Origin of the sequence: Marinobacter sp. GH_1 (assembly GCF_048595985.1) — a bacterium.
In the GTDB taxonomy this organism is placed as follows: domain Bacteria; phylum Pseudomonadota; class Gammaproteobacteria; order Pseudomonadales; family Oleiphilaceae; genus Marinobacter; species Marinobacter shengliensis.
In genome coordinates, this window is sequence record NZ_CP184460.1 from 403,249 (window position 1) to 417,056 (window position 13,808).

General features: G+C 58.0%; 11 protein-coding genes. 6 read left to right on the forward strand and 5 right to left on the reverse strand.

What is annotated here, in order from left to right; all coding sequences use genetic code 11:
* Positions 1 to 13: 13 nt before the first annotated feature.
* From ACNSOI_RS01845 to ACNSOI_RS01855, 3 genes are all read left to right on the forward strand, one after another.
* Entirely contained in the window at positions 14 to 220 is a 207-nt protein-coding gene (locus tag ACNSOI_RS01845) for a bacterioferritin-associated ferredoxin (RefSeq protein WP_061333472.1), read from the forward strand.
* 129 nt (positions 221 to 349) lie between these two features.
* Entirely contained in the window at positions 350 to 826 is a 477-nt protein-coding gene (gene bfr, locus ACNSOI_RS01850; protein WP_061333471.1) for a bacterioferritin, read from the forward strand.
* 9 nt (positions 827 to 835) lie between these two features.
* Positions 836 to 2,191 (forward strand): phosphomannomutase, encoded by a 1,356-nt coding sequence (locus tag ACNSOI_RS01855; protein WP_420194986.1) that lies wholly within the window; start codon positions 836 to 838, stop codon positions 2,189 to 2,191.
* Between the two features lie 181 nt (positions 2,192 to 2,372).
* Here ACNSOI_RS01855 and ACNSOI_RS01860 read toward each other — a convergent pair whose 3' ends face one another.
* Positions 2,373 to 3,491: a phospholipase A gene (locus tag ACNSOI_RS01860; RefSeq protein ID WP_420194987.1), complete on the reverse strand. Its 1,119-nt coding sequence runs from the start codon at positions 3,489 to 3,491 to the stop codon at positions 2,373 to 2,375.
* A 9-nt stretch (positions 3,492 to 3,500) separates the two neighbouring features.
* Positions 3,501 to 3,833, reverse strand: a complete 333-nt coding sequence (locus ACNSOI_RS01865; RefSeq protein WP_420194988.1) for a hypothetical protein — start codon at positions 3,831 to 3,833, stop codon at positions 3,501 to 3,503.
* A gap of 215 nt (positions 3,834 to 4,048) precedes the next feature.
* Between ACNSOI_RS01865 and ACNSOI_RS01870 the strand changes: the two genes are divergently transcribed.
* On the forward strand, positions 4,049 to 4,462 hold the full coding sequence (locus tag ACNSOI_RS01870) for a c-type cytochrome (protein ID WP_420194989.1): 414 nt from the start codon (positions 4,049 to 4,051) through the stop codon (positions 4,460 to 4,462).
* Between the two features lie 62 nt (positions 4,463 to 4,524).
* Here ACNSOI_RS01870 and ACNSOI_RS01875 read toward each other — a convergent pair whose 3' ends face one another.
* The 3 genes from ACNSOI_RS01875 to rep all read right to left on the reverse strand — a co-directional run bounded on the left by ACNSOI_RS01875 (position 4,525) and on the right by rep (position 9,518).
* A complete protein-coding gene (locus ACNSOI_RS01875) occupies positions 4,525 to 5,064 on the reverse strand; it encodes a hypothetical protein (RefSeq protein ID WP_420194990.1) in 540 nt (179 codons plus the stop codon).
* A gap of 10 nt (positions 5,065 to 5,074) precedes the next feature.
* The gene (locus ACNSOI_RS01880; protein ID WP_420194991.1) at positions 5,075 to 7,378 is read right to left on the reverse strand and encodes a galactose oxidase-like domain-containing protein; all 2,304 of its coding nucleotides are present in this window, start codon (positions 7,376 to 7,378) and stop codon (positions 5,075 to 5,077) included.
* A gap of 121 nt (positions 7,379 to 7,499) precedes the next feature.
* Positions 7,500 to 9,518 (reverse strand): DNA helicase Rep, encoded by a 2,019-nt coding sequence (gene rep, locus ACNSOI_RS01885; protein WP_420194992.1) that lies wholly within the window; start codon positions 9,516 to 9,518, stop codon positions 7,500 to 7,502.
* A gap of 144 nt (positions 9,519 to 9,662) precedes the next feature.
* On the opposite strand from rep, the gene ACNSOI_RS01890 reads away from it, so the two are divergent.
* Positions 9,663 to 11,396, forward strand: a complete 1,734-nt coding sequence (locus tag ACNSOI_RS01890; protein WP_420194993.1) for an EAL domain-containing protein — start codon at positions 9,663 to 9,665, stop codon at positions 11,394 to 11,396.
* 52 nt (positions 11,397 to 11,448) lie between these two features.
* Positions 11,449 to 13,779 (forward strand): Tex family protein, encoded by a 2,331-nt coding sequence (locus ACNSOI_RS01895; protein WP_420194994.1) that lies wholly within the window; start codon positions 11,449 to 11,451, stop codon positions 13,777 to 13,779.
* Positions 13,780 to 13,808 lie beyond the last annotated feature (29 nt).

A 13,808-nucleotide genomic window follows, 5' to 3' on the forward strand; every position in this document is an offset into this window, starting at 1 on the left:
GTGAGTGTCTCCTATGTATGTATGCCTGTGTGTCGGGGTAACAGACAGAGAAATCCGCGAAGCGGCAGATAACGGTATCAGCTCCATGCGTCAGTTGGGCAAGGAGTTGGGTGTTGGTCGCCAGTGTGGTCGTTGCGCCTGTACGGCCCGGGAAATCCTGAAAGAAGCACGTTCTCCTGACTACCTGACCCTTGCCAACATGCTGGCCCAGCCCGCCTGACACTGGCGGGCGCCAGACTCCTCATCTCGGGGCGCGAAACCCTCTTAAAAATGCCACAGACATTTTTTATCGGCTACAAACCGGCTATCCTGACTAGCTGACAACTCAGCAAATCAAAGGACTCCGGCTATGAAAGGCGATAAAAAGGTCATTCAGTTCCTGAATAAAGTGCTCGCCAACGAGCTGACGGCGATCAACCAGTACTTTCTGCACTCGCGCATGTACAAGGACTGGGGTATTACCAAGCTGGCGGCCAAGGAATATGAAGAATCCATTGATGAAATGAAACACGCCGATCAGCTGATCGAGCGCATTCTGTTCCTCGAAGGCCTGCCCAACCTGCAAGACCTGAATAAGCTGCTGATCGGCGAAAACGTCCAGGAAATGATCGAGTGCGATCTGAAACTCGAGCACATTGCCCACACCGATCTGAAAGAAGCCATCCTCTATTGCGAGCAGGTGCAGGACTTTACCAGCCGTGAACTGTTCCGCAGCATCCTCGATAGCGAAGAAGAGCACATCGACTGGCTGGAAACCCAACTGGAAATGATTTCGCAGATGGGTATCCAGAATTACATTCAGCTTCAATCTTCTGCAGCGGAGTAAGCACTGACAATGGACCTGTCCTGTTTCAAGGCCTACGACCTTCGCGGTCGGGTGCCGGACCAGCTTAACCCCACGCTGGCTGAAAAGATTGGCCGGGCCTACGTGGCCATTACCGGCGCAAAAAAAGTCATCGTGGGTTACGACATCCGGCTCTCGAGCCCGGAAATCACAGAAGCCTTGAGCTCCGGCCTGATGGCCGCCGGCGCGGATGTATATGACATCGGCCTGTGTGGCACCGAGCAGGTGTATTTTGCCACCAGCCACTACGGCATGGACGGCGGCATCATGGTGACTGCCAGTCACAACCCGAAAGACCACAACGGCATGAAAATGGTTGGCCCCCAGTCACGGCCGATCAGCTCCGACAACGGCCTGAACGACATTCGGGATCGGGTTCTGGAGCCCTTCGCCAATGCGCCGGAGCAGGGCCGTTACGAGACGCTGGAAGTGATGAGTGCCTACGTAGACCACCTGCTGGGCTACATCGATGCGGCCAGCCTCAAGCCCATGACCATTGTCTGCAACGCCGGCAACGGTGGTGCCGGCCTGGTAATTGACGAGCTGGAACAGCACCTGCCATTCGAATTCGTGAAAGTGCACCACCAGCCGAATGGCCATTTCCCCAACGGCGTACCCAATCCGATCCTGCCGGAGAACCGCACCGCCACCGCAGATGCCGTGATCGAACACGGTGCCGCCATGGGCATCGCCTGGGATGGCGACTACGACCGCTGCTTCTTCTTCGACGAAAATGGCCGGTTCATAGAGGGTTATTACGTGGTGGGCTTGCTGGCTGACCAGTTCCTGCGCAAAACCGGCGGTGGCAAAGTCATCCACGACCCCCGCCTCACCTGGAACACCCTGGACCTGGTCAAAGCCGCCGGCGGCGAAGCCATCGAAAGCAAAACCGGCCACGCCTTTATCAAGCAGAGAATGCGCGACGAAGACGCCGTCTACGGCGGCGAAATGAGCGCCCACCACTACTTCCGTGACTTCGCCTACTGCGACAGCGGCATGATTCCCTGGCTATTGATCGCCGAGCGCCTGTGCCAGTCCGGCCAGACGCTGTCTTCTTTGATCGACGCCAGAATCGAAGCCTACCCCGCCAGCGGCGAAATCAACCGCACCATCAACGATCCCCCCAAGGTCATCGCCGCCATCGAAGCCAAATACTCCGTGGGAGCCAATAGCGTCAGCTTCGTAGACGGCCTGAGCGTCGAATTCGACAACTGGCGCTTCAACCTCCGGATGTCCAACACCGAACCGGTGGTTCGCCTGAACGTGGAATCCAGGGCAGACAAAGCGTTGATGGAGGCGAAAACGGAAGAGTTACTGCAGGAAATGGACAGGTTGAACACCAACTAAAGTACAAGTAGGAAACCAGGAAATTTCTCCGAGGCAAGATAGAGTGGGGAGCCTTCCAAAACAATCAGGAAAGCCACGGTTTCCGTTTTGGAAGGCTCCCCACTCTATCTTGCCTGACTCCCAACCCCAAGGTTTCCGTTTGGGAAGCCCTCCCCCTTACCCCGGTCTTGCACTATATTTACTACAGCCAGTTATTCAGCATAATACCCACCCCAAAGCGCTCAATACGCTCATTATAATCAATCAGACTCTCCCCATACCCGTTGTAGTACTGGAAAAAGCCCTTCAACGTATCCCCCATCGGGAAACTGTAGCCAAACTCAACCGACGTCCGATTGCTAGACCGCATATTATTCAAAAGCTTCAGCGAGAACGTCCGGTCCTCTGTCAGCTTATAGACGGCATGGTAACTGCCATACCCCAGATATTTCTCGATATCCGAGTTGTCGTCATCGCTGCTACTTTCCGGTAGCCGATACCAGGGGTGCACCATGAACAGCCATCGGTCATAGCTGTACGCTGCCGCGCCGGTGATCCGGTTCCAACTACGCGAGCGAGGCTCCGATTGGCCATTGGACTGATGGTTAAAACCAAGGGAAATCGCGCTTAGCGTCCCCGGGCCGAGATCCCAATTGAGGCGATGACGGAAAAAAATCTCCGGCTCGTAATTGGTCTCCCGGAACGGTGCCGAATCCTTGGTGTTGTACACCTGCCAGTAGGACTGCTGGGTATAACCGAACCAGAACGTCGTGCGGTCGTCGAAAATACCCGTCAGGAGAGGGATCTTGAAGCTGATCTGATATTTTGCCTCTTCGCTCTCCAGACCATAGTCATACCCCCCGGTACCCAGCCGGGGGCTGACCGGCCTCGGATTTGGGTCGTCTACGTAAGTAATCGGCAAGATATAGTTTGGCCGGTGGGTTACAAAACTACCGGTGAAGGAAAAAATGGCTTGCTCGGCGGTCAGATAATTGTCCACCAGTGCCGCCATTACGCCGGTATCCGGATCGTCACCAAGGGCGTCGCCGGCGATCTCCTCGCGGCTGACGTCGTCAGCAACCAGAGTGTCGGCTTCCTGCTCGGCTTTCTGCAATGCCTCTTGGTTGGCCGATTCGCGGGCCGCATCAGGATCGTTCTGGGCATCGTAGCAGGCCAGGCGCTGGATACCGTCACGGATCAGGGCGCAGTTAACAGCGCTCTGCTCGGCAGCGGTGCCCTCATCGGCCAGCGCAGCACCGCTTGTGGTCACCAAAATCGTAGCCAGAACTTTGGCCGGAAAACCGTTGTGATTTCCTTTCATCGAATCCTCTCAATTGGCGGCCGTCAGACTGATCCAGGTATTGGCAATGCTGTAAATCCAGATCCCCAGCAGGCTCAGGGCCAGCAGGAGGAAAATCAGTTTATGCCGGGTGTTGCCCTCGTTGCTGGCAGATGCCACCCAGCGCAGATACATCAGGCCGATAAAACTGAGGAACACACCCAGGCTGGCTACCGCTGGAACAAGAAGCCAGGCAGCGTTCACCGGGGTCTCAGCGGTGGACTGGTTGCCAAACCAGGCCATCGAAACCAACAGAATCGCGAGGCTTGAGAACTCTGCGATCAGCAGCGGCTTGCGCAGGCGGTGGGGGGTATGATCAGACATGCGACTCCCTGTTCTGGCCAGAATAATGTTAAACCACACGGTTAGCAGGTATGGTAACCGGAATTGGCTTCAGTTCCGTTATAGCCTACGAAACTGTCACTAAAATGGTTGAAATCAAATTCTGTCTCTGGCCTTTGGTTTTTTTGCGGGGGCTCAATCGCTATAATGCGGCAACCGAAAGATTATAACGCTCAAATGCGAGGTGCATTGTGAAGATGAAGAGAGTCCTGGCTGTTGTTGTTCTGGGTTTTGGTCTGGCCGCTGGTGCTGCACTGGCAAGTGTTGAAGATGAGATCCGTAACCGCATCAAACCGGTTGGTCAGGTGTGCCTGCAGGGTGAGGAATGTGGTGAAGCCGCAGCTGCACCGGCCGCCGCAAGCTCCGGCCCTCGCTCCGGCAGCGAAGTTTATAACGCAGCCTGTATGGCTTGCCACACCACCGGCGCCGCCGGTGCTCCGGTCATCGGCAATGCTGATCAGTGGGGGCCGCGCATCGACAAGGGCATGGACACCCTGATTGACCACGCGATTAACGGGTTCAACGCCATGCCGGCCAAAGGCGGTTGTGCCAGCTGCTCGGACGAAGAAATTGTTGCTTCTATCGAATACATTATTGAGCAAAGCCAGTAATTCAGCTCGAGTACCCGTGAATGAAACCGCCCCTCTTGAGGGGCGGTTTCATTTTGTGCCAGTCAGTGATGGTCATCCTTGGGTAATGGGTTCCTGGTTAGCCGCCCCTTGATCTCAGACTGAGCGCCCGAAGCGGTGATGACGGGAATCCGCCAGTCTCCCTCCCCGTTCTCAACGGCCAGGCGTGGATCCAGCCAGCCAAAGCTTGGCGTCGCAGACACCTTTACCCAGGAACTGTCCTTGTTGTGGCTGTTGACCATACCCGGTCTTGCCTCGCTCAGGCCGGGCCAGTCCGCGCTCGAACGGTTAGCCATCACACCTTCCGGGCCGAACCTCAGCAGCCCCTCGCCTTTTGTGTCCTCCACGGTAAGGACACTGCTCCCACGATAAGACACCAGTATGCCCGGTTGCGGCGCGTCCAGGATAACCGCAGACAGCCCGGGGATCGCTGCAGACTGGCTGATGCTCGCCTGCAGGATGTGCTCGGGCGCATTGTCTACCTCAACGGCTCCGTGCGCCAGCAAGGTTGAGGGCAAAGCTGAGCCTAGCAGTGCAAACACAGCGGCCTCAGCCAATGTCCGCGCCTTTTTCGTCATCTGCATGATCGCCTCCTTAGCCGGATACGCCAGGCATCAGCTCAAGCATGTCCTGGCCCAGCTGCGCCATGGTGGCATCGCCCTGGCACTGGAGCGCTTCGTTTACCACCGCAATTGGCGCAGAAACCGAGGGTACCCGCCCTTCCGGCGTGGATTTGCTGACGAACAACATATACTGCCCCGCAGGCACAACGCTCTGTTTCCCGGGCATTTCCAGTTGCAGGTTGCGGCCGTTGCGAGCCTTGACTGGCAGCTCAATCGCCCGCTGATCGCCATCAATCAGGTGAGTCATCACCGTTCTCCGGATCAGCAACACCTTGTCGATGTCCTGGGCCTGGTCCACCTGAATGGTAAAGCTATCGCCAACACTGAGCTGCTCGGGTGCAGACAGTATGGTGGGCCGATCATTACGCATGGCGTAGGGCGGTGTGTAGATCTCGAAGCTTGGGTCCCGGCCATCGTTCGGGGCCAGTCCGAAGTCTTCCAGGCTGATGTGAGACAAATACGCTGTGTTGATCGGAGCGTGCCCGCCAATCATGACCCGGCCATCGGCCATCAACACGGCGGTGTTGTGATAGGTGCGTGGGCGATGGCCGCTGGCCATTTCGGTCCAGGTTTCGGTCTCCGGATCAAACCGCTCAGCGGTCATGATGGCGCCTTCAAGCCCCGGCAAGACGACGCCGTCTCGGGTGCCACCACTGAATACCATCACGCTGCCGTCGGGCATCACCACATTGGTGCCATACCAGCGCGGCTGGTTCAGGGCGCCGGTCAGCCGTGATTCATAGCCAATCTGGTCGCCGTTGGTTTCAATCCGGTCAATCCGGCTCTGATCGGTCGGCAGGTAGCCGCCAGGGCTGGTCAGCAGTGCATAGCTGGGCACGCCACCGGCAGTGAGCAGCTCAACGTCGTTGTACTCGCCGTTCTCGTTCGGCTTTAACGGCAGCATGGTCGAGGAGGTGGAGCCCCGCATACCGCCGCCGATGGCCTTAACCAGCGTATCGGTTGTCAGGAGCGAATCGTCCGGGCTGGTCAGCAGATCGGTGACGGAGCTGATCAGTCCATCCGTTCTGGATAACAGGTCTTCGGTAAACAACCGGAGCTGGTCTTCGGTCAGGTTGGTCAGATTGAGCGTGCTGGCAAGTTGTCCCAACCCGACTTCGTCCAGCCGCAACGGCAGGCCGGCATAGCCAATGTCATTCCAACGCTGGCTGGCAGGGTCAAAGGTGGCGACAATGTTCCAGAGTGCCTGGTCATAACCCTGGCCAAACGGATTGAAGGCCTGGCCGCCGGCATTGTAGAGCACGTGGCCGTTGGGCAGCAGGTGCAAGCGGGGGTACAAAGGCAGAGAACGATCAGCGGTGCTGGGGTTCTGGGTCCACACGCCGGTGCAGGGGTTGAAGGTTTCCGTTTGCACCACGTTGCGGCCGGAGTTGATGGGCTCCTCGGGATAAACCGGCTTCAGCAGTTTGGTGACGCCACTGGCAACAAAGATTTTGCTGTCTGGCAGCGTGACCATGGAGGGATACCAGCGGCCGAAGTTCATGTCTCCCGTTTGTCGCCAGGTATTGGTGGTCGGATCAAAGATCCGGGAATTCTTGATGCCTTCCAGCTCAGCTACCCCCAGGGGTAAGCCATCAATGCCCGGCTCGGAATAATAGTCGGTGCCGCCCACGGCCATGACACTGCCATCCGCGAGCCCGATCACGTCAGAGCAGAACAGGGCGCCATCATTCCGGTTGGTGTTGTCGGCGGTGTCCAGCAAACCGTCCAGCGGCGTTCCGCCAAGCAACGTCTCACTGTCGTTGCCGTCCGGGTTGGCACCACCGCGTAGCGGAGAGGGTTTCAGCCAGTCGGGGCGATCGTCGTTACCCAGTGACAGCACACGGGTCTGGTCGTTTACCGATACCTCGCCGAATTCTGCAACAATGGACAACTCAACGTTTTCGGTTCCCTCCAGCGCATTCAGGTAAAGAAGGCGGTCGTCAGGAAGCAGCGCCATGGTGCCGGCGGCTGGCTTGCATTCCTGCAGACCGTCTTCGGTGGTGATGCATTTTTTGTCGGTTTCGACCACTTCACCATCTACCACGATGGTGGGTTCGGCGAACGGTGCGCTGAACACACCGATAGGTGAGTAATTCTCCGGGATGGCGGGCAGAGGCCTGGGCGACGGTTGAGCCGCGTCCGCGACTGCTGGCGCTTCGGTGCGTGTGTCGGCGGTATTGCCCGATTCAGCGCCGTCACCGCCGCAGGCTGAAAGATAGGCAGCGCCCAACAAAATGGGGACGCCCCTGTAAAACCCGATTTTTGTTCGATTCATCGTATGCTCCCTTGTTTTGTATTTGTTTGGCATGCAGTGGTCTATGCGACCACTACTTACTCATACGGCGGGGAGAGGAAAAAGTTTCAAAAAATGTAAAATGTAATATTGTCCGGCAATATTACTCGCGGAGATTGCCGAGCAGGGCGCTCAGAGTTGCCTTGCCTTTTTTCTGATTGGTCTCTTTGTCTTGATCGCCGAGGCCCTCCCACTTCACGTCGTCTTCTGGCAGCTCGTCCAGAAACCGGCTGGGAATGGTCTCCAGTTTCTCGCCGTACTGCTTGCGTGAGGCGGCATAGGTCAACGCCAGGGTTTCCCTGGCCCGGGTGATACCCACATACATCAGGCGACGCTCCTCTTCGATGTTGCCCTCCTCAATGCTGCTTCGGTGCGGCAGGATTTCCTCTTCCAGGCCCATGATGAAAACATGGGGGAACTCCAGTCCCTTGGACGCGTGAAGGGTCAACAACTGCACCTTGTCGCTGTCATCTTCCTCTTCCCGCTGTTCCATCATGTCGCGCAGAATGAGCTTGGCGATGGCATCCTCTATGCCCAATTCATCGGCGGTCCCCTTGCCGTCGTCCAGCATGCGCTGGATCGATTCCACCAGGTACCAGATGTTCTCCATCCGCCGCTCGGCCTGCTTCGGGCTGCCGGAATGCTGGTGCAGCCATTCCTCGTATTCGATGTCGGTGAACAGTTGCTTGATCACCGGTATCGGATCTTCGGAAAACAGCCGCTCGCAGGTTTTGTCCGCCCAGTGGGCGAAGCGGCGCAGCCGGTCCAGGCCTTTCTCGGTGACGTGGGTTTCCGCGCCCATGTCGCCCAGCGCCTTGAACAGGCTGACATTGCGTGAACGGGCATAGTGGCTCAGCTGTTCGAGAGTGCGCGGGCCAATCTCCCGGCGAGGCACGTTCACCACCCGCAGGAAGGCGGCGTCGTCATCCGGGTTGATCATCAACCGCAGGTACGACATCGCATCCTTGATCTCGCTCTTGGAGAAGAACGACTGCCCGCCGGAAATCCGATAGGGAATCTGATACGCCTGAAGTTTCATTTCCAGCAACCGGGCCTGGTGGTTGCCCCGGTAGAGTACAGCAAAGTCTTTGAAATCTAGCCCGTTCTTGAGCTTCTGGTCGAGGATCTCCGTGGCCACCCGCTCGGTTTCTGCGTCTTCGTTACGGCAACGGATGATGCGGATTTCCTCACCAATCGTGTGGTCACTCCACAGGGCCTTCTCGAACACGTGGGGGTTGTTGGCAATCACGGTGTTGGCGCTGCGCAGAATACGGCCGGTGGACCGGTAGTTCTGTTCCAGTTTAACGATCTTCAGGCTGGGAAAGTCTTCCTTGAGCTGCGCCAGGTTTTCCGGCCGGGCTCCACGCCAGGCATAAATGGACTGGTCATCGTCGCCCACCACGGTAAACGCTGACCGCTCTGCGACCAGTTGTTTGACCAGCTCATACTGACACACGTTGGTGTCCTGGTATTCATCCACCAGCATGTATCGGATTTTCCTGCGCCACTTGGCCAGCACGTCCGGGATGTCCCGGAACAACTGCACTGGTAGCAGGATCAGGTCGTCAAAATCCACCGCGTTGTAGGCTTTCAAATACTCGTTGTAGTGCTTGTAGACAATAGCGATACGCTGCTCACGCTCATCTGCCGCCTTGCTGTAGGCTTCCGACGGGCTGCGCATGGCGTTCTTCCAGGACGAGATGGTCATCTGTACGTCGTTCAGCTCGTCGCCGGCCTCGGCGCTGGCTTCCCGCATCATCAGGTCTTGCAGCAGGGCTTTGGCATCTTCGGCATCGAAGATGGAAAAACCGGGGTGGTAGCCTAAATGCGCATGCTCCTCCCGGATGATGTTCAGGCCCAGGTTGTGAAAGGTGGACACGATCAGTCCCCGGGCCTTGCCCCGGTCAACAATCCGGCTGACCCGTTCCTTCATTTCCCGGGCGGCCTTGTTGGTGAACGTCACTGCGGCAATGTGTCGCCCCGGAATGCCCAGCTCTTCAATCAGGTAGGCAATCTTGCGGGTGATTACACTGGTTTTGCCACTACCCGCCCCGGCCAGCACCAGCAGAGGGCCTTCGGCGTAGCGAACCGCTTCGCGTTGTCTCGGGTTGAGCTTGTTCACAATGTAGAGACCAAATAGGGAACCATGGGGAGGTATTTAGCGTGGGGCTATTCTACACCAGCCAGACTTTCTGTACCTTGACGATCTATCAGCTATGCTTCCTAGAATGGACTCTGCTGTTGGCCGACACATGGATTTTGCTCGATGACACTGTCTCTGGACACCAGACCTGATCGTCTACGCCTGCTGGTACTGACCCCGGAATACGCGGATTTTCTGTGGTTATCCGCGCTGCTGGACGACGATCCGGAAATCAGTCCGGACGCCATATGGTGCCCGGACCTGGTGGATTGTGATGATCTTATCCGCAACGCCAGTTTCGATGTCATTGTCTGGGACTGCATTTTTCACGGTGGTGACGAACAGGCATTTCTGCAGTATCTGTCCGTTTCCAGTGAAGACAAGCCGGTGCTTGCCCTGAGCGCGGAACCCTGTAAAGAGCGAGGGGGCGAGCTGCTGCGCGACGGTGCATCCGACTACCTGTGCCGGCAGACTCTGGATCGCTGGAACTTTCGCCGGGCGGTGAAATATCTATGGTATCGCGTGCAGCTGTCCGAGTCGGCCCACGGCCAGTTAGGCCGTGAGGTGGCAACCGGGTTTATCAATAGGGACCTGTTTTTCGACCGCTTGCAGCAGGCCCTGTTGCGGGCGGAGAGAGCCGGCCACCGGCTGGCACTCCTGCATCTGAATGTTGATGATTTTCGCAGTATCAACGAATCCTTCGGTTATCAGAAAAGCGACCAGTTGATGTTCCGGCTGGCGGAGCGGTTGCGCCAGAAGATGCGCCGGGTGGATTCGCTGATGCGCATCGGCGGCGACGAGTTGGCGATTATTATCGAGAAGGTGGAAGACTCGCTCGATATTACCCAGATTATCCGTAAGGTAGTGGTTGCACTGGATGAGCCGCTGACGGTTGACGGCCAGACGATTGTGGTCAGCGCCAGCCTGGGCGTGGCGACTTATCCCGAGGCGGGCGACAGCCCGGAAGAACTGCTGAGGCGGGCCAACCGGGCGATGTTTGAGGCCAAACGGGACCCGGGCACCAGCTACCGTTTCTATGACCGCCAGTTACATATTTCTGCCGGCTACCAGCTGCGGCTAGAGGCGGACTTGCGCAACGCATTGCGAGCCAAGGAACTGGAGCTGTATTATCAGCCTCGGATTGACTTGGCGACTGAGGAGGTTCGCGGTGTCGAGTGCCTGCTGCGCTGGAATCATCCCAAGCGGGGCCTGGTCGGTCCGGACGAATTCATACCGGTGGCGGAGCGCAGTGGCCTGATCGTCCCCATTGGCTACTGGGTGATCGAGCAGGCGTGTAAACGCTTGCAGGAAAGCGCCGAAATGGGCTTTCCCGGCCTGGTGTTTGCGGTCAATCTGTCATTCCGCCAGTTCCACGACCGCAAGATGACCGAAACCATCTTCCGGATTATTTTCAACGCTAACGTCGACACCAGCCTGCTGGAGCTGGAGTTGACTGAAAGCGCCATGATGCATGACCCGGACTATGCGCAGCGTTGCCTGCGTGAATTGAACCAATTGGGTATCAGCTTTGCCCTGGACGACTTCGGTACCGGCTTCTCATCCCTGAGCAATCTGCAACACCTGCCCATTTCCCTGGTGAAAATCGACAAATCCTTCGTCCAGGAACTGGGGCAGTCGGCGGACGCCGAGCACATTATCCGGGCTATCATCAGACTGGCCCACAGCCTGCAGATCAGTGTGGTGGCGGAGGGTGTTGAAACCGAAAGCCAGCTGGAATTCCTGCGCCAGCAGCACTGCGATGAGATCCAGGGCTATTACTTTGCCCGCCCCATGCCCTGGAATGATCTTGTACAATTCCTGAACCACCGTAACCAGTCCGCTTGCCTGCAGCAGTAAGCCGCTGTACCTTTGCGCATTAATTCCGAACGCGATAATACACAGAGGTTGCATGAACAGTATCTCCCGGCGCATTGCCGACGAACTCGGCGTACGCGAGCAACAGGTTAATGCCACCGTTGCCTTGCTGGATGAAGGGGCCACCGTTCCGTTTATTGCCCGTTACCGGAAAGAGGTGACCGGCTCGCTGGATGACAACCAGCTGCGAACCCTGGAAGAGCGTCTTCGTTACCTGCGCGAGCTGGAAGACCGCCGCGGCACCATCCTCAACAGCATTGATGAGCAGGGCAAGCTTACCGATGAGCTGCGCGCAGCCATCCAGGAGGCAGACACCAAGAACCGCCTGGAAGATCTGTATCTGCCCTACAAGCCCAAGCGCCGCACCAAGGCCCAGATTGCCCGTGAAGCCGGGCTGGAGCCCTTGGCTGACGCCCTGTTTGGCGACCCTACGCTGGACCCGGAAGCCACCGCCGCCGGTTACCTGAACCCGGAAGCTGGCGTGGAAGACACCAAAGCCGCGCTGGAAGGCGCCCGCCACATTCTTATGGAGCGGTTTGCCGAAGACGCCGAGTTGCTGGGTTCGCTGCGTGACTTCATCTGGCAGGAAGGTCAGTTGAAAGTCACCGTAGTGGACGGCAAGGAGAACGAAGGCGCCAAGTTCCGGGATTATTTCGATCACGTGGAACCCCTGAAAAAGGTACCGTCACACCGGGCCCTGGCCATTCTGCGCGGACGTAACGAAGGCATACTGACTTACTCGCTGGTGGTGGGGGATGTCGAAGATGATCGCCGCCAGCCCCATCCTGCCGAGCAGCGCATTGCCGCCCGCTGGGGTATTCGGGATAACGGCCGGGCCGCCGACAAATGGCTGTCGGAAGTGGTGCGCTGGACCTGGCGGGTGAAGCTCTCTACCCAGATTGAAACCGACCTGATGTCTCAGGTAAGAGAAGCCGCTGAGGCCGAAGCCATCAACGTGTTTGCCGCCAACCTCAAAGACCTGTTGTTGCTGGCCCCGGCCGGCCCCCGGCCAACCCTGGGCCTGGACCCCGGTTTGCGTACCGGCGTGAAAGTCGCGGTGATCGATGGCACCGGCCAGGTGGTGGACCACGGGGCCATCTTCCCCCATGCGCCCCAGAACAAATGGGAGCCCTCCATTGCCCAACTGGCGGCCTGGTGCCAGAAATACCAGATTGAGCTGGTCGCCATCGGCAACGGCACCGCGTCCCGGGAAACCGAGAAGCTGGTGGGCGACCTGTGCAAACGCTATCCGGAACTGAAGCTGGCCCGTATTGTGGTGAACGAATCCGGTGCGTCCATCTACTCCGCCTCGGAATTTGCCTCAAAGGAGCTGCCGGACCTGGACGTTACCATCCGTGGTGCGGTGTCCATCGCCCGCCGCCTGCAGGACCCGCTGGCGGAACTGGTAAAGATCGAACCCAAGTCCATTGGGGTTGGCCAGTACCAGCATGACGTTTCCCAGGTGCAGCTGTCCCGTAGCCTGGATGCGGTGGTTGAAGACTGTGTAAACGGCGTTGGTGTCGACCTGAATACGGCTTCCGTGCCTCTGCTTACCCGGGTATCCGGCCTTAACCCGAGCATTGCCCAGAATATCGTCGATTTCCGCAACCAGAACGGCAAGTTTGTCAGTCGCAAGCAGCTGTTGAAGGTCTCCCGCCTGGGTGAGCGCACCTTTGAGCAGGCGGCTGGCTTCCTGCGTATTGCTGGCGGCGACAACCCGCTGGACCGTTCCTCGGTGCACCCGGAAGCCTACGGTGTGGTTGAGGCCATCGCGAAGGGTAATGGTCGCAAGGTGGAAGACATCATTGGCGACTCGGCGTTTCTGCGCAGCCTGAACCCTAAGGACTACGTTACCGAACAGTTTGGCCTGCCAACCATCAAAGACATCATCTCCGAACTGGAAAAGCCGGGCCGCGACCCGCGCCCCGAGTTCCGCTTTGCCAACTTCGAGGAAGGGGTGGAAACCCTGAATGACCTGAAACCGGGCATGGTGCTGGAAGGTTCGGTAACCAACGTCACCAACTTCGGTGCCTTTGTCGACATTGGCGTTCACCAGGATGGCCTGGTGCACATCTCCGCCTTGTCTCATACTTTCGTAAAAGACCCGCGCGAAGTGGTCAAGGCCGGTGATATTGTTAAGGTCAAAGTGATGGAAGTGGACATTCCCCGTAAACGGATCGGGCTGTCCATGCGTATGGATGACCAGCCCGGTGCCGAGACCCAGGCCAAGCCAGCCCGGGGCGCCGACCGCAACGCAGGTCGCTCCGGTGGTCGCAAACCCCAGGGTGGTCAAGGCCAGACGCAGGGCGCTATGGCAGGCGCTTTGGCGCAGGCGCTGGCCTCTGCCCGCAAGAACGGTCGTTAAATCACCTCATCGATTCAACGCGGTTGCCC